The organism is Photobacterium makurazakiensis (assembly GCF_050336715.1).
GTDB lineage: Bacteria > Pseudomonadota > Gammaproteobacteria > Enterobacterales > Vibrionaceae > Photobacterium > Photobacterium makurazakiensis.
Genome location: NZ_JAKJSJ010000045.1, coordinates 1 through 20,057, shown reverse-complemented (window position 1 = coordinate 20,057; position 20,057 = coordinate 1). Strand labels below are relative to the sequence as shown.

General features: G+C 44.6%; 18 protein-coding genes and 1 rRNA gene. 8 read left to right on the top strand and 11 right to left on the bottom strand.

Annotated features, from left to right (window positions below):
* Window positions 1–96 precede the first annotated feature (96 nt).
* The 4 genes from tsaA to metN all read right to left on the bottom strand — a co-directional run bounded on the left by tsaA (window position 97) and on the right by metN (window position 3,530).
* The gene (gene tsaA, locus L4D09_RS19225; RefSeq protein WP_428459142.1) at window positions 97–801 is read right to left on the bottom strand and encodes a tRNA (N6-threonylcarbamoyladenosine(37)-N6)-methyltransferase TrmO; all 705 of its coding nucleotides are present in this window, start codon (window positions 799–801) and stop codon (window positions 97–99) included.
* A 113-nt stretch (window positions 802–914) separates the two neighbouring features.
* The gene (locus L4D09_RS19220; protein WP_428459141.1) at window positions 915–1,730 is read right to left on the bottom strand and encodes a MetQ/NlpA family lipoprotein; all 816 of its coding nucleotides are present in this window, start codon (window positions 1,728–1,730) and stop codon (window positions 915–917) included.
* A gap of 89 nt (window positions 1,731–1,819) precedes the next feature.
* The gene (locus tag L4D09_RS19215) at window positions 1,820–2,506 is read right to left on the bottom strand and encodes a methionine ABC transporter permease (RefSeq protein WP_428459140.1); all 687 of its coding nucleotides are present in this window, start codon (window positions 2,504–2,506) and stop codon (window positions 1,820–1,822) included.
* Window positions 2,496–3,530 (bottom strand): methionine ABC transporter ATP-binding protein MetN, encoded by a 1,035-nt coding sequence (gene metN / locus L4D09_RS19210; protein WP_428459139.1) that lies wholly within the window; start codon window positions 3,528–3,530, stop codon window positions 2,496–2,498. Before metN ends, L4D09_RS19215 begins: the two co-directional genes overlap by 11 nt.
* A 328-nt stretch (window positions 3,531–3,858) precedes the next feature.
* Here metN and gmhB point away from each other — a divergent pair, with 328 nt between their 5' ends.
* Window positions 3,859–4,413, top strand: a complete 555-nt coding sequence (gene gmhB / locus L4D09_RS19205) for a D-glycero-beta-D-manno-heptose 1,7-bisphosphate 7-phosphatase (RefSeq protein ID WP_428459138.1) — start codon at window positions 3,859–3,861, stop codon at window positions 4,411–4,413.
* Between the two features lie 216 nt (window positions 4,414–4,629).
* Window positions 4,630–4,935: a hypothetical protein gene (locus L4D09_RS19200; RefSeq protein ID WP_428459137.1), complete on the top strand. Its 306-nt coding sequence runs from the start codon at window positions 4,630–4,632 to the stop codon at window positions 4,933–4,935.
* Window positions 4,936–5,038: 103 nt separating this feature from the next.
* On the opposite strand, the gene L4D09_RS19195 is transcribed toward L4D09_RS19200, so the two are convergent.
* The 7 genes from L4D09_RS19195 to L4D09_RS19165 form a co-directional block, all read right to left on the bottom strand.
* The gene (locus tag L4D09_RS19195) at window positions 5,039–6,259 is read right to left on the bottom strand and encodes a tetratricopeptide repeat protein (protein WP_428459136.1); all 1,221 of its coding nucleotides are present in this window, start codon (window positions 6,257–6,259) and stop codon (window positions 5,039–5,041) included.
* A gap of 9 nt (window positions 6,260–6,268) precedes the next feature.
* Window positions 6,269–6,901 (bottom strand): energy transducer TonB, encoded by a 633-nt coding sequence (locus tag L4D09_RS19190; protein WP_428459135.1) that lies wholly within the window; start codon window positions 6,899–6,901, stop codon window positions 6,269–6,271.
* 4 nt (window positions 6,902–6,905) lie between these two features.
* Window positions 6,906–7,313 (bottom strand): ExbD/TolR family protein, encoded by a 408-nt coding sequence (locus L4D09_RS19185; protein ID WP_428459134.1) that lies wholly within the window; start codon window positions 7,311–7,313, stop codon window positions 6,906–6,908.
* A gap of 26 nt (window positions 7,314–7,339) precedes the next feature.
* Entirely contained in the window at window positions 7,340–7,867 is a 528-nt protein-coding gene (locus L4D09_RS19180) for a MotA/TolQ/ExbB proton channel family protein (RefSeq protein ID WP_428459133.1), read from the bottom strand.
* Window positions 7,868–7,876: 9 nt separating this feature from the next.
* The gene (locus tag L4D09_RS19175; RefSeq protein ID WP_428459132.1) at window positions 7,877–9,238 is read right to left on the bottom strand and encodes a MotA/TolQ/ExbB proton channel family protein; all 1,362 of its coding nucleotides are present in this window, start codon (window positions 9,236–9,238) and stop codon (window positions 7,877–7,879) included.
* Window positions 9,238–10,005 (bottom strand): DUF3450 domain-containing protein, encoded by a 768-nt coding sequence (locus tag L4D09_RS19170; RefSeq protein ID WP_428459131.1) that lies wholly within the window; start codon window positions 10,003–10,005, stop codon window positions 9,238–9,240. The genes L4D09_RS19175 and L4D09_RS19170 overlap by 1 nt, the downstream gene beginning before the upstream one ends.
* Before the next feature lie 68 nt (window positions 10,006–10,073).
* Window positions 10,074–12,707 carry a TonB-dependent receptor gene (locus L4D09_RS19165; protein ID WP_428459130.1) on the bottom strand — a complete coding sequence of 878 codons (2,634 nt, stop codon included), beginning with the start codon at window positions 12,705–12,707 and terminating at the stop codon, window positions 10,074–10,076.
* Between the two features lie 834 nt (window positions 12,708–13,541).
* Between L4D09_RS19165 and L4D09_RS19160 the strand changes: the two genes are divergently transcribed.
* From L4D09_RS19160 to L4D09_RS19135, 6 genes are all read left to right on the top strand, one after another.
* On the top strand, window positions 13,542–14,567 hold the full coding sequence (locus L4D09_RS19160) for an ABC transporter permease subunit (protein WP_428459129.1): 1,026 nt from the start codon (window positions 13,542–13,544) through the stop codon (window positions 14,565–14,567).
* A 1-nt stretch (window position 14,568) separates the two neighbouring features.
* Window positions 14,569–15,609 (top strand): ABC transporter permease, encoded by a 1,041-nt coding sequence (locus L4D09_RS19155; RefSeq protein ID WP_428459128.1) that lies wholly within the window; start codon window positions 14,569–14,571, stop codon window positions 15,607–15,609.
* A 38-nt stretch (window positions 15,610–15,647) separates the two neighbouring features.
* The gene (locus L4D09_RS19150; protein WP_428459127.1) at window positions 15,648–17,483 is read left to right on the top strand and encodes an extracellular solute-binding protein; all 1,836 of its coding nucleotides are present in this window, start codon (window positions 15,648–15,650) and stop codon (window positions 17,481–17,483) included.
* A 17-nt stretch (window positions 17,484–17,500) separates the two neighbouring features.
* Window positions 17,501–18,367, top strand: a complete 867-nt coding sequence (locus L4D09_RS19145; protein ID WP_428459126.1) for an ABC transporter ATP-binding protein — start codon at window positions 17,501–17,503, stop codon at window positions 18,365–18,367.
* A 33-nt stretch (window positions 18,368–18,400) separates the two neighbouring features.
* On the top strand, window positions 18,401–19,240 hold the full coding sequence (locus L4D09_RS19140) for an ABC transporter ATP-binding protein (RefSeq protein WP_428459176.1): 840 nt from the start codon (window positions 18,401–18,403) through the stop codon (window positions 19,238–19,240).
* Between the two features lie 423 nt (window positions 19,241–19,663).
* Window positions 19,664–20,057, top strand: a 16S ribosomal RNA gene (locus tag L4D09_RS19135); the annotation flags it as partial.

Below are 20,057 nucleotides of genomic sequence, written 5' to 3'. Positions count from 1 at the left end.
AGGGGAGAATGCCCCAACCACTCAACGTGGCGATAACCGCATATACTACCAGCCATTTGGCTGTTCGCCAAAGGGAACAAGCGTGCGAGGAATCTTTTAGCTGAGTTTAGCCTTTTCTAGTGACGTCACCAGCACTTGCTCGTCGCTGACTGTGAATTTTACATTGTAGTCAAATAAATGAACGGCGTACTCTTTGGTATCGATTTTGCCCTTTTTGTAAGCGGGGCGGGGATCTTGCGCCAATACCTCTTCAATTACCGCACGCTGCTGCGCCTGTTGGTGTCCATCAAGCTGCGACTCTACTTGTGCCGAAAATACTACGGGTAAGGTCTTTGGCTGCTCGGTAGCAAACCCACCTTGCGCCTCTGGTAAGCTGTCTGAGTAGGGGATATATGGTTTGATATCAACAATCGGCGTTCCGTCAACTAAGTCTACGCCACCGAGCTCGATGATCACATCACTGCCTTGCTGGCGAACCCCTTTTAACTCTACCGCTGACATGCCTATACCGTTAGGGCGAAAGGTTGCTCGACTAGCAAAAACGCCGATACGTTCGTTGCCACCAAGCCGCGGAGGCCTGACGGTTGGTCGCCAACCTGCATCAAGGTTTTGATCAAACAGAAAGAGTAGCCACAGGTGGCTAAATTGCTCGATACCTCGAACCGCTTCAATGGCATTCGCTTCTCCTTGGAGAACAATTTCAGAGCGTGCGCTAGGAACGAGTCCGGGCTGGCGTGGAACGGCAAACTTTTCTTTATAAGGAGAGCGGATAATACCGATCGGTTCAATTTGGTACGACATAACAATTCCGGCCTGTGGAGATTGACGCAGAACATAGCATTATGGCCAAGGCAAAAAAAGCCCTAGCATAAGCTAGGGCAATTCAATCTCAGAGAGTACCGTTAAGAGGGAGATTACCAACCCTTAACCACACCACCTTGGAAGATTTCTTGTGCTGCAGTATAAACAGTATCTGACTGATACGCTTTGATGAACGTCTGCACATTTTCTGCATTTACGTTATCTTCACGAGCAACAATCAGGTTAACGTATGGTGATTCTTTATCTTCAACAAATACACCATCGCGCTCTGGCGTTAGGTTGATGCTGCTTGCATAAGTAGTGTTGATGATAGCTAGCTGAACATCATCTAAAGAACGCGGTAGCTGAGCGGCTTCCAGTTCAACAATTCTTAGGTTTTTCGGGCTTTCAACAATATCCAGTACTGTTGCTGTTAGGCCAGCACCTTCTTTTAGCGTTAATAGACCTTGTTGCTCAAGTAACAGTAATGAACGGCCAAGGTTAGTCGGGTCGTTCGGTACCGCAATTTGATCGCCGTCTTTTAGCTCATCCAAAGATGTAATTTTCGTTGAGTAAGCAGCAATAGGGTAAACAAAGGTGTTACCTGCAACTGCAAATTTGTAACCACGGTCAGTGATTTGCTGATCAAGGTACGGCTTGTGTTGGAAGGCGTTAACGTCAATAGAGCCTTCTTCTAGCGCTGCATTTGGTGAGACATAGTCAGTGAAAGTGATAAGTTCAACATCAAGACCGTACTTGTCTTTGGCTTCTTTCGCTGCCACTTCAGCAACTTGTGCTTCAGCGCCCGCCATTACCCCAATTTTTATTTTGCTGTTATCAACAACGGCTTCTTTGTCGCCACAACCTGTTAGTACTAGCGCAGATGCTAGGCCAGCAACGGCAAAAATGCTCTTCAAATTAAACGCCATGTTATTTCTCCTTAAATCGGGGTTTTCCGTAATTCTAGATAGTAATTGTCTTTTATATGTCTTTTATACGTCTTTTAAATCGTGTTCTTTTAGCGATGATCGAAACGCTTAACGAGGTGATCACCGGCAGATTGAATAATCTGCACTAAGATGACCAGCATGACCACGGTGATTAACATGACTGTGCCATCAAATCGCTGGTAGCCGTATCGGATACCGACATCACCTAGGCCACCGCCGCCAACCGTTCCTGCCATCGCTGAATAACTGACAAGAGTAACCAATGTAATCGTTACGGCATTAACAATACCCGGTAATGCTTCTGGTAATAATACCTTACTGATGATTTGGCTTGGTTTTGCCCCCATAGCTTGTGCGGCTTCAACTAAGCCCGTAGGTACTTCAAGTAGTGCGCCTTCAACTAAACGGGCAATAAATGGTATTGCACCAACGGTCAGTGGCACGATAGCTGCAGCAGTACCGATGGAACTACCGACAACGAAGCGGGTAAAAGGAATTATTGCCACAAGTAAGATAATGAATGGGATCGAACGGCCAATATTGGTCACGATACCGAGTACTTTGTTGACGATAGGGTTTGCCAGCAAACCGTTTTCTTTGGTCAGGTGCAGTGCAACGCCCACGGGGATACCGATCAAAAAGCCAATAAGTCCTGATACAAAGACCATTACCAGCGTCTGGCCTAGGGCATCAATTAGCAGTTGAACTAGACGTTCGTTTTCTGTCCACCAGGTTACAACAGATTCAAGCAACATAACCTAATACCTCTACATTGACTTTATGATCACGAAGGAAGGCAATGGCCTGTTCCGCAGCTTGCTCGGTACCGAATAATTCAGCCAACATAAGGCCAAATTTAACGCCCCCAGCATAGTCCATATCTGAACTTAGAATACTGATATCAATATTAAACTCACGGGCGACTTGTGATATCAACGGCGCATCTACCGACGCTCCCGTAAACTCAAGGCGTACTAATGGGTAGCTGTTATCGATACGGGTTTCAACCATGCGTGCACGGTAATCTTCAGGAATTGAGAGATCTAGCGTTGAGCGGATGAACTCACGAGCAAGGGCTGTTTTGGGATGAGCAAAGATATCACCGACAGGGCCTTTTTCGACCAGCTCACCATCTCCGATAATTGCCACTTGTGAACAAATACTTTTGACCACGTCCATCTCATGGGTAATAAGTAAAATGGTTAGGTTTAATTTGCGGTTGATCTCTTTGAGTAACTCTAAAATAGATTGAGTTGTCGCGGGATCAAGTGCGCTGGTGGCTTCATCACAAAGCAGTACTTTCGGATCAGAAGCCAAGGCACGAGCAATGGCAACCCGTTGCTTTTGTCCGCCGCTTAAATTTGATGGGTATGTTTCACTTTTATCAGCCAAACCGACTAAGGCAAGAAGCTCATTGACCTTCTTTTCGATAGCATCTTTCGATGCGCCTGCCAGTTCAAGCGGTAACGCGATATTTTTGAAAACAGTACGGGATGAAAGCAGATTGAAATGTTGGAAAATCATGCCAATTTTTCGGCGAGCTTGGGTTAGCTCTTGGCTTGATAGCATAGTGAGATCGGTGCCATCAACAATGACATGACCGCTAGTTGGTTTTTCCAAAAGGTTAACACAACGGATCAGGGTACTTTTACCTGCACCGGAAGAGCCTATTACGCCGAAGATCGTGCCTTGTTCAATGGTAAGGTTAATATCACGCAGCGCGTGGATCTCCCTTTCCCCCTGATAGAACACCTTGTTAACTCTATTTATTTCTATCATTGTTCATCCTGAATCATATGCCGTATATGTTATTACTTATCGTGAAGCGTTAATGGCATATTGTCATGTTGTTTTATGTGTTTGCATTATTTTTATCACGTGAGATAACGGTTAGCTAATCTCATCTATTGCGTTGATGCTATTGGCTAAGACAAATGAAGTCAATAGATATTTTTACGTCTAGACGTCCAAACGGCTTTATAGCCATTTAAACTCAATGATTACAGAAATTGAATAACTGAGCAGCAACGGTGATAAAGAGGTGAATCCAGCAGCGACCCATGTCATAATTTGACGACTACAATACAGCTAGACAGAGGGCTGACGCTTGGCTAAACCAGCAGTTTTTATCGATCGTGATGGTGTGATTAATGTTGATCATGGTTACGTACATACCGTGGATGACTTCGAGTATGTTGAAGGTGTCTTTGATGCCTGCAAACAGCTAAAGGCGATGGGGTATATGCTTGTTCTGGTGACCAACCAAGCTGGGATCGCTCGAGGCATGTATACCGAAGATGACTTTCTAACCCTGACTGAGTGGATGGACTGGAACTTTGTCGATAACGGTGTTGAGTTCGACGGTATTTATTATTGCCCGCATCACCCAACGGAAGGCAAGGGTGATTACCTGCAAGACTGTGATTGTCGCAAACCAAAGCCGGGAATGTTTATTTCAGCCCGTGATTTCTTGAAAATCGACATGGCGAACTCGGTGATGATTGGCGATAAAGCTGATGATATGGAAGCGGCTGCAGCGGCAGAAGTAGGGACTAAAATTTTGGTTCGTACGGGTAAGCCAGTAACTGAAACGGGTGAGAGTATCGCAACCGTTGTACTTGATAGCGTAGCAGATGTACCGACATGGTTGGCAGCACGCTAACTGCACGGTGACGTTGCTATATAAGAAGGTCGCTGAGGCGGCCTTTTTTATGGGCTAAACATTGGCGAATTACGCCATAATATGACTATATATTCACCACTGCATGTTTTCTTCATAAATGCCCCCCTTTATTTCCCTTTTGTTTCAGTGGCTTAAGGTTTGGCATGTAAACTGCAATATTTCAGTTTCTAATACTGGGAATGTAAGGAGAGAGACATGAATACAATAGCTGCTGGTTGTTTGGTGCTGTTTTCGACGATAAGTACCGCTTATGCACACGCCGATGAGAAGAGTGATGTACGGTGGCATGATGATCTTAACGTTGTAATGGCCGAACAAAAGCGCGCTGTTGTTGAGTCGTTAAATGCAAAAAATCGTCACCAGGTCGTGATGTCGCTACAGCAATCCCATCAACAAGTGATGAATGACGCCTTGATACCTCGCTCGGCAGATCCTATCTATGTTGCTCAGCCACGGATAGAGCAACCGGATACGGATAAAATCGAGATAGCGAGTAAGTAAACATATCGATTAGAGATAAAAAACGGGAAGCTAATGCAGTGCAAAAGCTTCCCAAAAGAGTGTGACTGACTCACACACAGATCACTGGTAATTGGTTGAAAGGTTAGCTTTGATCTTTTAGAAATGTTATCCACGGTATGGCTGCAGATTTCATTTCTTTTGATTTCGCAGCGGACTGCATCGCTTGCAAAGCACGACTTGGTTGTTCAAGCTCAAAGTAGGCCATACCTCTCAGGTAGGCCAATTCAGCTTTATCATCCAAAGTGGCATTAGCGACAACCTGTTGTGTAAATACAGTTGCTTGTTGGTATTGCTGGGCTTGTAACATCAAACGGGTAATTTTCAGTTGCGCTTTTGTCGTTTGCTCAAGCTCGAAAGCGTGTTGGTACGCCAAAATAGCACTATCAATTTCTTTTGCTTGCTGCCAAAAGCTTGCTAGTCGCTCAATATTTTCTTTTGATTGAGTGACACGGCCTGTATCCATTTCAGCTTGCAGTGTTTTCGCTGCGCGATAAGGGATCCCACGGTAGGCCTGGAAATTCACTAAACGCAGTATTTCTTTTTCACTCTCTAAGAGATCGAGCTTGTAGGCTGCCTCTAAGGTTGCTAACGAATTTCGCTCTTGGTTCAGCTCCATATAAACACCAGAAAGCTGCATCCAGTAACGCTTCTTTTTCGGATACTTATTGGTTAGTGTTTTTAGCACCCCCGCGACGCTTTTAAACTGCTTCAACTCGTAATGCGATGCCATCAACAGTAAGTACCATGATTCACTGGGTGATGGGCTCATTGCGATTGCTTGTTTCACCGGTGAGATGGCACTTTTATAGTCTTCCAATTGAACATAGGCGCTGGCCAACGTGATGTAGGCATGGGCTTGTGGTTTCTCCTCCGTTGTTTCTACCACTTCAAACCAGTGCTTCATGGTATTAACCGATTGCTTAAACTGCTCTTCGGCTAAATACAACTGGGCCAAGCTATAGCGAACTTGCTGTGCAACGGGCACTGGAAGCGCGTCAAGGGCTAGTGACTTTGCAAAGTACTCTGCTGCTTTCGAGTAATTATCACGCAATGAATATAAAAAACCCATTTGCTGTAGCAGTACAGCGCGGTCATATTTCTTGGCCTTGGTTCCCTCTAGTGCATCGCTTAGTTTCTCTATGGCGTCGTTGTAGCGTTCTGTCGCGATTAACTCCTGTACTTTATTAACGGTTCGAAAGGTGCGGTCACTGAGTTCAGGGCTGCTCTTGGCCACGGCCGGAGCCGCAAGGGCTCCGACTAGCAAGAATAATGAAGCCAGCAAATGTTGATAGTATTTCTGCATTGTGACTCCTTAGTTGATTGAGAACTCAATTTCCTGAGACAAACGTGCGCTTACAGGCTTTCCATCAACCTGCTTGGGTTTGAATGTCCATTTGGATACCGTTTTTCTGGCCGCTTTTCCAAGACCTAAACGGCGGGGATCTTCTTTTAAGACTTTTACATCTTCGACCGCACCACGGGCATTGACTGTAAATTCGAGTAATACCACGCCACTTTCAATACCTGCTCGGGCTGCTTTACGCGGCATTTGCGGCTGGAAAGTTGCCAGAGGAACGGGGCCGCCATTTCCGGCTAACTTCGCCCCGCCACCTTGGCTATAATGACCAAGTACTGAGCCGCCGGTTACATTTACCGGAAGATCCAGCTTGGGCATATCCATCGGGATTTGCTCCATCACTGGTTTCACCGTTGAGGTGATCTTCATTTCAGGCGGCGGTGGTGGCTTTTTCGGTGGCGGCGGCTTGGGTAGCTCGCGTTTTTTCTCCTGTACTTTTTCTTCTGATTTAACGCGAATGAAATCAACCATTCTCAGGTCATCATTCGACGTTAGCTCGTGACGCTCTTTATTAACGAGCTTGTCCATCCCCCAGAACAACCCAAGGGAGACAACGAGCGCCAGTGCTAATGAGGCCAGATACCGCATAAGCTTAATCCTTATTCGTTGCGGCGATGGAGATGCTTTGTACACCCGCCATTCTTATCTGGTCCATGACTTTCACGACGATACCGGATTTGGCCTCTTCGTCAGCTTGGATCACAACAGCACCGTCTGGGCTCTCTGCGCGTAGGCGTTCAATATTCGCGCGCACGGCATCCACTTCGATTCGACGTTTATCAACCCATACATCCCCGGCGGCGCCTACCGCAACCATGATGTTTCCTTTTTTCACGGTCTGCGCAGTGTTGGCGCTTGGGCGATTGACATCAATACCGGCTTCTTTAACAAAGGAGGTTGTGACAATAAAGAAGATCAACATAATGAACACGATGTCGAGCATCGGTGTCATATCGATGGCTGCTTCGTCACTGCTTTCGCTGCTATAGCGTCTTTTCATGACTTATACCTCTAAATTCCGTTTACTTAGGCAAAATGCTTTAATGTGTCTTCCAGCTTTTGCGTGGAGACTTTAGCTAGATGGTCGAGCCGTGAGCTGAAAAATAGCCCTGATAATGATGCGACCATGCCAGCAAGCGTTGGGATTGTTGCCTTTGATATTCCCGAAGCCATTGCTCGGGGGCTTCCTGTTCCGATGATTGCCAAAATATCGAATACCTGAATCATTCCCACCACCGTGCCGAGTAACCCCAATAGCGGGCACAACGCGATAAGCACTTTGATAACGGGTAATCCACGTTTATTTTCGATGTCTTGGATCGAGACTATCTCTTGGCGGATCATTTTGGCGTTCCAGCTTTGGTGCTCTGAGCGGGCAGCCCATTTAGCCTCCGCTTTTTTTATTGACCGCGGCAGCACTGCGGCAAAGTAAAACCAGCGTTCAAGCAATACAGTCCAGAGCATCAGGCTAAGCACGAAGAGCGCCATTAATACATCGCCGCCCATGCCGAGAAATCGTCGGATGGATTCCACTTCTTCAATTAACCACCACATAGTGCCTCCTTAGCTGTCGGCAGAATGCAGCTTTTCCTGATAGCGGGCGATAAAGCCTGCACTTTGCTCTTCCAGTGTTTGTACTAAGCGACGGCTCTTGCTATGGACAAGGGTATAGAAGAATAGCAATGGAATAGCGACAACAAGACCAAGCATGGTGGTCACCAGCGCTTCAGAAATGCCGCCAGCCATCAGTTTGGGATCGCCAGTACCGAATAGAGTAATGGCTTGGAAAGTACCGATCATTCCCATGACTGTACCGAGTAGACCAAGTAATGGGGCGACCGAGGCAAAGAGTTTAATAGAGCCAACAAAGCGTTCAATGCGAGGTGCATTACGTAAGATCACTTCATCAAATTTGGCTTCAAGATCTTCAAGGTTATTACCGCTGTGTCCAAGGTAAGCCTCCATAATTTCACCTAAAGGGTTGCCATTGATAACGCTTTCAGATTTGGCTTGTTTATTCATCTTGCGGCTAATGATTGTTAGACGGAAGTAGCAAAAGAGAGCAATAATTGCGCCTATCGCACCCATACCTAATATTACGTAACCAACTAAACCACCTTGATCTACACGTTCTTGTACGGTTGGACTTTGTACCAGCAGAGACAGAATAACGCCGCGAGAAGGGTCGATAAATAATGGCTCATAGCTATTGTTTGCACTTTCAAATCCAGGCACGTTACGCATGATGTTCTTGCTTGGCTGGCGTGATAGCTCTTCAAATTTTCCGGTTTGCGGTACATAGGTGATGTATTTACCGTCTGAAATGGCATTGAATTCACCGATCAGGGTAACGTCTTGAACGGCTTCTTTACCTTCGCCGTAAACGACCGTTGCTGGGGTGGTGGTGGTGTCACCAGAAACAACTACTTGTTGTAGAATAGTGTGCCAGAAGGCCTCTAGCTCTAGGGTTGAAGGTAGCTCCTTGCTTTCGGCAAGCTTGGTGAGTAACGCATTTCGCTCAGGAAACTGAACCGCATTTTGCGAGGCAGCAAACAGCCCTTTAAATTCCCCTGCATACTGGCGAACAACACCAAACATTTCACCTAGCGTACCAGAGCGTTGGCGTAGGGTTTCCGTTAATACGGTGAGCTCTTTATCGTTGCTATCAAAGGTTGCTTTGAGCTTATCGCCACGCTGAGTCTCTGCTAACAATTCTGCCTTGGCTTGTTTCAGTAGCGCGGCTTGGTCGTTGCGGTCGATACGGAACTCAGCTTCTCGAAGCTTGCTTTCTTTTGATTCAACAATGCTATTAGATTTTACCGATTTTAATAACTCAGCCAGTGATGTTGGCGTTTCGGCTTGTGCGGGGCTAGCTAACAGTAGCCCTGCAACTAAGGCTGCTGCCAGTGATTTGAATCCGTTCATTATTCTTCCTCCCCGGCAAAAACAGGTAGTTTGATCAGTGATGGTGGTGCTTGTTTCTTGGCGATACGCAGACCTTGCTGGACGGCAATACGGTAGCTTTGTGGCAGGGTTTCCCATTGGCGAGTTTGTTGATTCCACATCCCAGTTTCACCACCATCGGGTGATTGATAAAGTAGGGCGGTACGGCCAATGCGTAGGAAGTCGTAGGTAACGGTTTCACCGTTACGCTCAAGGCTGGCTTTGTAAGATTCAATCGAACGGGAGAAGCCTTCTTCTATCTGATAGGCTTCCATTACTTTACGGAATTTTTCTGATGTGGTGACATCGGCGCGGTCCATTAATTCTCGTAATTCATTGATCCGTAGTACGCGCTCTTGAGATTGAAACGGCAAATCAAGCACCACAAACTCGTCTAAGGCATCAATCATTTTTAGTGTCAGTGGAACCACTTCCATTGCGGTTTGATCGATTTGCGCTATTTGACGATTCAGTGAATCCAGTTCACCTTGCTGGGAGTCGACCATTCGACTAATTTGCGTGTTATACACGTTCATGCTGTCGATTTGGCGCAACAGGCCTTTGTATTCCGCTAGCATTGCTTCGGTGTCATCTGCGTATGTATCGATTTTAGTCTGTGAGGCTGCGGCAGACTTGTCTGCTTTGCTCTGGTTTGCAACGACCGAGCCCGTATTGGCCGCAAAGGCTGGTGCGCTGAGAGTGAGTATGGCGGCAGTGATTGCACTTACGCCAAAGTCCTTTAACGTCATAGTTACATCCTTGTCAAAGTGTTAGTCAGTCAGAAAAGGGCGCGAGCTGAACTCGCGCCTGATTGTTATTAGAATTTGACGTTGACATTGGCGTAGTAGAAACGCCCTGCTACGTCATAGGTGGTTGAGTCCGTATTTGCTGCAAGAGTATCTAGCATCAACGGTGGCTCTTTATCGAATAGGTTGTTGATGCCCAAAGATAGCTTGATATTGTCGTTCACAAGATATGAACCCGTGATATCGTGATAAACCACGGTTGGAACATTGAATTCATATTGGTCTTGATCAACCCCTGGTAGTTCGTAGGTTACGCTGTCAATAAGGCGTGTAGTCCAGTTGGCCGTCCAAAGTTCTTGCGATAAACCAAGGTTTAATGTTGAGCGGTACTGGGCAAAGTGGCCGATCTGATCACTGATAAACTTACCCGCGTAGTCGATAACGGTACCGTCAGGTTGTTCGACTTCGTATTTCAGTAGATAGGTGTTTTCCCAATTCGCTCTGAAGGTTAACTCGTCAAAGTCATAGCGGTAGCGAACGTTGAAGTCGATGCCGTCGGTTTTCAAGCCGCCAAGGTTGGTATAGCGCGCATCAATCGACTGAATATTGCCATTGTCAAAACGGGTGATACTGTCACAATATTCGCCAGTGGCTTCACACTGATCGAGCATGAACTGTGGATCAACGTTATCTATCAGGTCTTCAAGCTCGATTTGCCAGTAATCAACTGTCATTGATAGGTTGTCGACAAAGGAAGGTGAGTAAACAAAGCCAACTGATGCGGTATGGCCTTGCTCTGGCTTTAGGTCTTCATTCGAGCCGTATTGAACCGGGAACTGATCTCGGCCGGATGTATCTTGCCCTGATGAGTCGGTCAAATTATCGAAGCTCTCCTGCTGCCCACCGTAAAGCTGGCCAATAGATGGAGCCTTAAACACCTCTGAGTAAGTACCACGCAACATTAAATCGTCGAATGGTTGGTATAGTAGGCTATAGCCCATAGAGGTGTTACTACCAAACGACGAGTAGTCATCGTAGCGAGCAGAAACTTTGGCTTCTAAATATTCGGCAAACTGAACATCTGAAAGAAGAGGAATTAATAGCTCGCCATAGAGTGAATCTACCGAGTAAGTCCCCGATGTTGCAGACAGGGCGTTACCACTGGCATTACCTGATACTACAAGGGCGTCAGGCTGACTTTCGCCTTTTTCGGTGCGGGTTTGGTAACCAGCGGCGAAGGCAATTGTTCCCATTTCATAATCAAGAACATCACCCGTTACATTGAAGTCAATGACTTGTTGTTGGTTGAATCCAGTATCTTGGCGAGTAAAGGTAGTGTAATCCAGCGCCTCTTGACTAATGGTGCCGAAGATATCCATTGGCACACAGCCAGGAATAACGTTACCACCAGCATCTAGACATTGTCCATTTGATGAAGGCCCGAGTGCATTGTTCACCCGGTCTTTCATGAAGACATTGTTCTCTTGCTGTACCGTTTTGGTTTTACCCCAGTTAAAACTGGTATCCCATACCCAGCCATTAGAAAATTCACCATCCAGCGCGAATACGATGCGTGCAGTATCAGATTCAAACGCTCGGTTGCGTCCACCGGTTTCAACCATTCGACGGCGCCAGTCAACAATGTCTTCGCCTGTCGGGTTATATTCGTTGTCGGCAGAAATTGGGTTAAAGCCAGGAGTGAATGCACCAAACATAGGTTCTGCGGCTAATAGATAATCCGACTTCGAGTTGGCATAAAGTGCTTCGAATGAGGCAGTAACTGGACCCAAGTAATCATTTTCGGCAACGAGGTAATTACCGTTGGCACTCAAATAAAAACGCTCTGCTGGGCGCTTGAGGTAATTGTCTGGTGCGTAGTTATAAAGATCGGTTTCTGGGTTAAATGGACGTAGGGCATTGCCGCCCTCAGGGCCAAATGTTTGGCCATCGTAGTAGCCCCAAGGAGTAGCAGAGCTGCCGCCAACAGAGCTGCCACCAAATCCATCGTGATTTAAGTCTGTATTGGCAAAGCCACGATCACTGCCTTGGATTTTCTTTTCTTCGGTGTAACCTGCCGAGAACATTAGGCTACCACGGTCACTAGAAACGCCGGTTAGCATGGTGACTTCTGTTACTTGGCCATCGCCTTTAGAGGTTTGTCCGGTTTTAACGCCAACTTCAAAGCCTTCGTAGCTTTGTTTGGTAATGATATTAACCACACCAGCGACAGCATCAGATCCATAAACCGATGAAGCGCCGTCTTTAAGAATTTCAATACGCTCAACCATGGCGGTTGGGATCATATTGAGGTCGACTGCTGCATCTGCGCCTGTACCACCGTTAACCATTCGACGGCCATTAACCAGAACAAGGGTACGTTCTGCGGTAAGACCGCGCAGGTTGACTGTCGCAGCACCATTACTGCCGTTATTCATTGAGGTGCTTTGTACCGTTCCTGCTATAGCTGGGATTTGATTGAGGATATCGCCTAAAGAGACAAGGCCGGTATTTTCGATATATTCAGATGACAATACTTGGACAGGCTCGGCACCTTCCATTTCAACTCGTGAAATACGCGAACCCGTTACTTTCATCTTCTGCAGTTTTTCAACTTGTTGCTCTTCGGCCTGCGCGATAGGGGTTGCTAATAATCCCCCCAGAGCGAGACTAATAGCCACCGATAGGGCTGTTGTCTTTTTATTCATCCTTGCTGCTCCATTTATTATTCTTCCTGCTTTTCATTTCGAGAGGTACTTAATTTTCGAAATAACCATTAACTTTTTGTTAACGGTGAGTCGCAAGATATACACGAAGCAAAAAGTTGAAGTCAAATGGGTGAATGATGGATGTGAAAATAACTAAAATAATATATATAACTGGAATTGTATAAATGTCGGGTTTTTATATTGACTTATGTAAATATTTTGAATTTAAATATCAAAAAGTGGTTGTGTTTTATTTGTTAGTGGATGTTGCAGCTATATATTGGGTAAGGGTGGAATACAGGTTTAATGATCTGAATGTTAGTGTTTATATGGTTTTTAATATTGAATGGTGGGTTTTGTATTTTTATTCTTCATATTCTAATTTGGTATTCATTGATTATATCATTCAGTCCTTTTTTGAGATGGCTTGGCTGAAAATATATTTCAATATGGAATACTTAATTGTGATTATTTATTAAATAAAATGCGATTGACGTTGGAGTTAGATAGTTGTCGGTGATTTATAAAATGTTCTTTTAAAGTGAACGGTTTCAGATTTTAATGTTTTTTTAACGTGAAAAATTACCTATGGGATAAATGTGACAAAAATGGGTCAAAATAGTTAAGCTTACTTGATGGAAGGAAGATTTAACTGTACATGTGGAGTTATAAGAAATAAGTGGTGTCGTTATTCGACATGCATAACACGAGATTGTTCAGGGTGAATAAGTGTTCGTAATGAGTAACTGCTGAAATGATTAGCTATTCTTTAATAGGTGAGTCTTTTTGCCAGCCTCATGGAGTATTACGAATAGACATGGAGTGAGTGAATACATGCTGTCATATTTTTTACGTCGAATGGCATTGGTCATTCCAACGTTTATAGGGATCACAATCCTAATTTTTGCCATAACTCGGTTTGTGCCAGGAGGGCCTGTTGAGAGGATGCTTGCAAATATGCAGGCTCAAGGTGACGGTGCCGCTGCGATGACGTCTGCAGGAGGGAATACGGCGTTATCTGAGGATCAAATTGCCGATCTAAATGCTTTTTATGGTCTTGATAAGCCAGTATTTGAAGCTTATGTCGAATGGCTCAGTAAGCTGGTGGTCTTTGACTTTGGTGAATCAACACGTTATTACGAACCCGTATCTGACATGATTGCAGAGCGACTGCCAGTCTCTCTGTTTTATGGTGGGATGACGTTTTTTATTAGTTACTTTATCTCTATTCCCCTTGGTTATTATAAAGCCATTAAGCATGGTTCAGTGTTTGACTCTGGCTCCTCTATCCTTATTTTTGTCGGCTACGCCTTACCAGGTTATGTGGTAGGGGTGCTAATGATTACGCTATTCAGTTACCACTTAGAGTGGTTTCCGATGGGAGGATTTGTCGGGGATGACTTTGATGATTATGAAACCGTTTCTGAACAAGTAAAAGACCTTATGTGGCATGCGGTTCTACCGCTTATTTGTTATTTGATTGGTGATTTTGCCACCTTGACCATGACGATGAAAAATAATCTGATGGAAAACCTTTCCTCTGACTATATTCGTACAGCGATCGCGAAAGGGCTGCCATTTAAGCAAGCGGTCCGTAAGCATGCCTTAAGAAATAGTTTAATTCCCATTGCTAGCCATTTTGGTAACTCTTTATTATTTTTTATGACCGGTGCATTTTTGATTGAGGTTATTTTTAATATCGATGGGATAGGGCTATTAGGTTATGAGTCAATTATGGAACGTGATTACCCTGTTGTAATGGGTATTGTTGCCATCAACGCCATCATGTTGTTAATCGGTAATATCCTGTCGGATATTTGCGTGGCATTAGTTGATCCCCGCGTGAAATTTGGAGCGTAACATGTTCACTATAAATCCATTAACACTGAAGAAAATAAAACGCTTTAAAGAAATTAAACGAGGTTATTGGTCTTTTTTGATTTTGACGACGTTGTTGCTACTTTCATTAGTTGCCGAATTACTTATTAATAGTAAGGCATTAGTCGTGAAATATAATGGGAGTTATTCTTTCCCTGTTTTCAGTGATGTACGGTTTGGACATGAATTTGGTCTCGGTTCTAGCAGTGAAGCGAATTACCGAGAGTTAAAAGTGTCCTTTGAACGAGATAGTGACAATTTCGTGATAATGCCATTAGTGCCTTGGAATCCTTATGAGCAAGACTTCAGCGGTGATTATCCGCCGAATGCGCCGAGTATTGATAATAAACACTATTTAGGCACCGATATTATTGGGCGTGATATTTTAGCTCGGCTTGTTTATGGCTTTCGAACGGCTATGGGATTTGCGCTATTAACAATGGCAATCTCTTACGCTATTGGGACCGCTGTTGGCTGTGCGATGGGCTTCTTTGGTGGGAAGTTTGATTTATTTGTTCAGCGGTTGATCGAGGTTTGGTCAATGGTGCCATTTTTATATGTCATTATGATTTTGGTTTCGATTATTCAACCGACTTTCACTCTATTTGTTGGGATCAATGTCCTTTTTGGCTGGATGGGAATGACATGGTACATGCGAACCATGACCTATAAAGAAAGTGCGAGAGAGTACGTTATGGCCGCAAAAGCAATCGGCGCATCAACAGCTCGTATTTTATTTAAGCATATACTCCCAAATACCATGGTTATGATTGTCACTCTTGCCCCTTTTACAATTGCAGCCAATATTACAGCCTTAACAGCGCTAGATTATTTAGGGCTAGGGTTAATGCCACCAACCCCGAGTTGGGGCGAGTTGCTACAACAAGGTAAATCGAATCTTGATTCGCCTTGGATCGTCACATCAGTCGTGACCTCGATTGTACTAGTCTTAGTAATGGTTACTTTTATTGGTGAAGCGATTCGCGCCGCTTTTGATCCCAAGAAATTCACTCGATATATCTAATTAGCTCTTTCAGCATCGCAGTAACAAGGAAGTGAATAATGAATAAAAAATTGATGTTCCCGACATTGGCAATGGTCGCCGTATTCAGTGCTGAGACTTTGGCTACTTCGTTACCCTCAGGGCTAGAGTGGGAGTCAAATTTAAATGAACCACTGTTTGCTTCAAAAGAGGCGAAATTTGGTGGCACATTACGTACACATATGATGAGTTTTCCTCAAACATTACGCAGTGTTGGCCCCGATGCAAATTCAGGCTTACGGGCATATTTGATGGATGGTGTGCCAAAGTTAGCCGCAAGGCACCCAAATACGGGCAAGTGGATCCCGCAGTTAGCCGATTCATGGGCGTTTGGTGACGATAATAAAACGGTTTATTTCAAACTGAATAAAGCGGCAAAGTGGTCTGATGGTGAGAAGGTGACCGCTGATGATTATTTATTTATGCTCAAATATTATCGCTCTAAAGACATCATTGATCCTTGGTATAACGATTTTTTTATAAACCTGATTGAGCAGGTTGTAAAGTTTGATGATTATACTATTGCGATCACATCAAAAGTTGCCAAAAGTAACGATGAATTGATGGTGATGTTCAACTTACCGAGCAACGGCCTGCAGCCTCGGCCTGAGCATTTCTTTAAACCGTCAAAAGACGAAAACAACGATGGTATTGATGATAACTTCGTTCGCAAATATAACTTCAAAGCAGAGCCAACAACGTCAGCTTATTATATGGACAAGATAAAGAAGGGTAAAAGCGTAACCTTCAAACATGTTGGGCAAAACTGGTGGGGATACAGCAATCGTTATTACCAAAATCGTTATAATGTAGAGAAAGTTCGGATCAAGGTGATTCGAGATAATGATATTGCGCGAAAGCATTTTGAAAAAGGTGATTTGGATACGTTTGGTTTGGTATTGCCGAGCTTATGGCATGAAAAGGCCAACACTAAACCTTACAAGCAGGGCTACATCAATAAATTCTGGGGTTATAATCAAGTTGTTCAAGGTGCGGGCGGACTTTGGATGAATACGGCGACACCGCTATTAATGGATCGGAATGTTAGGGCTGGTGTGACCTATGCGACTGACTTTGATGGCATGATCAAAAAGGTACTGCGTGGTGACTATGTACGAAAGCCTCACGGAATGGGCTTTGGTCATGGTGATTATGATCGCATAGACAACCAAGCCCCCGTGTTTGATCCAGAATTAGCCGTGAGCTACTTCGTGAAGGCGGGCTTTGAACAAGTTGGTTCCGATGGGATCAGAGTAAATAGTAAAGGTGAACGTTTAAGCTTTGCGATTACATATAGTAATCAACCCCACACTCCTCGCGTTGCTTATTTAAAAGAGCAAGCAAAAAAAGCTGGACTCGACTTTACCCTCAATTTAATTGATGGCTCATCAGCGTTTAAGTACATCCTCGAGAAAAAGCATGAATTAGCCTTCCTTACTATGGGGGGAGGGGAGTTACCTGCTTATTGGGAATACCTGCATTCGGTAAATGCTAAGCCACAAACGAATAATCACATGAACTACAGCTCTCCCAACATGGATAAGCTGATCGAACGATATACAGAAGAGTTTGATGTACCTAAAAAACAGGCTATTTCTCATCAGATTCAGAAAATCGTATCGGAGGAGTTTTTAATTGTTCCTGGTTATATGGTGCCGTATACCCGAGAGGCGCACTGGCGCTGGCTTAAATATCCAACACCAGCCATGACGAAGAAAACACAGGCAATGTTCTCTGCAACTGATTTATCGACATTCTGGATTGATAAGCAGGTATTGAAAGAGACCAAAGCAGCGATAAAGAAAGGGCAAAGCTTTAAGCCTGTTACCGTGATTGATGACACCTACAAGTTATAGATAAGCAGGAGGCATAAATGACGGATGAGGTTATTTTAAGTGTTAGAGACTTAGAAACGGAATTTACCACCGATGAAGGCGTGGTAAAAATTCTTCATGGAGTGAGCTTTGATGTTTACAAAGGCCGAACATTAGGGATCGTTGGTGAATCAGGGTGCGGTAAAAGTGTTACCGCAATGTCGATCATGGGATTGTTACCCAAGCCTTATGGATGTATTACCAATGGGCAAATTCTTTATAGAGGCACTGATCTTGTTACGTTACCTGCCAATGAAATGTATGGCATGCGTGGAAACCGTATCTCGGTAATTTTTCAAGATCCGATGACGGCGTTAAACCCAGTGCACACGGTGGGAAAGCAGTTGAATGAAGTGCTTGAACTCCATCGGCCAGATTTAACTAAGCTAGAGAGGGACGCTTACTCACTGGAGATGCTGAAAAAAGTAAAAATCCCCCTGCCAGATAAACGGCTCAATGAGTACCCGCACAACTTGTCTGGGGGAATGCGACAACGAGTCATGATTGCGATGGCGTTAGCATGTAAGCCAGACATACTTATATGTGATGAACCAACAACGGCATTGGATGTGACCGTTCAGGCGTCGATTTTGGCGTTAATGAATGAGTTACAGCAGGAAACGGGCATGGCAATGATCTTCATCACCCATGATTTGGGGGTTGTTGCTGAAATTTGTGATGATGTTGCCGTGATGTATGGCGGCAAGGTTGTGGAGTATGCAGATATCTACAATTTATTTGATCACCCCCAACACCCCTATACGGAGCGTTTAATGGGACTCATGCCAAGCCTTGATAAAGAACCTAAACAGCCAATTGAAATTAAGCCAATTGATACTGCATTGTTTCCTGAATTTAAAGGTTAACAGGTTCACATCGTGGGGTTACTTAAAGAGGAAGTGATGACAGAAGTATTAAGGATAGAAAACCTTAAGCAGCACTTTGTGTCTGGCAAAGGCATTTTCAAAAAAGGCTATACAGTCAAAGCTGTTGATGGTGTGTCTTTTTCTGTTGCTCAAGGTGAAACGTTAGGCTTAGTGGGAGAATCAGGGTGCGGCAAAAGTACGTTAGGCCGAACCATATTGAAACTGTACGAGCCAACAGAAGGTAAAATATTCTTTGAAGGAAAGGACATCACTGATTTTACAACGAAGCAGATGCGGCCTTTAAGAAAAGATATTCAAATCGTTTTTCAGGATCCAATGGAGTCATTGAATCAACGACACACCATTGGCATGATTTTGGAAGAGCCTTTTATTATTCATAAAATAGGTACGGCACAGCAACGAACACGCTGGGTAGCTGAACTATTAGAAAAAGTCGGTTTACCGAGTGCTGCGGCAAACCGATACCCCCATGAGTTTTCTGGCGGGCAAAGACAGCGTATTGGTATTGCGCGAGCTATTGCACTGAAGCCGAAACTTTTGATTTGTGATGAGTCGGTGTCTGCGTTAGACGTTTCTGTACAAGCTCAGATCTTAAACTTGTTATTACAGCTGCAGAAAGAGATGGATTTAGCGATCATTTTTATCTCCCATGATTTGTCAGTTGTTAAACATATCTCCGATCGGGTAGCCGTGATGTACTTTGGTAAAATCGTCGAGTTGGGCCAGGCCTCGGATATTTATAATGACCCTCAGGCTGAATACACCAAAACACTATTATCAGCGATTCCAATTACACATCCTCGTGACCGTAAACGGAAAAAGCCCAGGCAGGTCAATAATCAAGTAGCTTAAGAGTACGCACAATAAAAACACAGGAGCACTGCGAGAGTAGTGCTCCTGTGTTTTTATTGTGCAAAAAGATACGCTTTGTATGGTTTCTAGACGTTCGGTCTATTTTTGTCAGGAAATGGAGTAAAACCTATTGCTTCATTCTAAATGCTCCCTATAATGCGACCTCACTGACACGGAGCACGGCAACTTAAGCCGCTAACCAATCAGTTTGTTCTTTAATAATTTGACCATGCAATCTGTGTGGGCACTCGTGAGAAAGTTAAGTCAAAAGATTTATCAATGAACTGAGTGACCAATACGAAATACTTTCTCTTTTATAAAGAGGAGCTATATCGGCACAGTCAATTCGAATGTCATGACTAGCTTCTAGTTATTGATGTTCAATCAGTATTCGTTGAGCCGGTCGAGAGACCACAAAAATTCTAATTGAAGAGTTTGATCATGGCTCAGATTGAACGCTGGCGGCAGGCCTAACACATGCAAGTCGAGCGGCAGCGACAACATTGAGTCTTCGGATGATTTGTTGGGCGGCGAGCGGCGGACGGGTGAGTAATGCCTGGGAATATGCCTTAGTGTGGGGGATAACTATTGGAAACGATAGCTAATACCGCATAACGTCTTCGGACCAAAGAGGGGGACCTTCGGGCCTCTCGCGCTAAGATTAGCCCAGGTGGGATTAGCTAGTTGGTGAGGTAATGGCTCACCAAGGCGACGATCCCTAGCTGGTTTGAGAGGATGATCAGCCACACTGGAACTGAGACACGGTCCAGACTCCTACGGGAGGCAGCAGTGGGGAATATTGCACAATGGGGGAGGA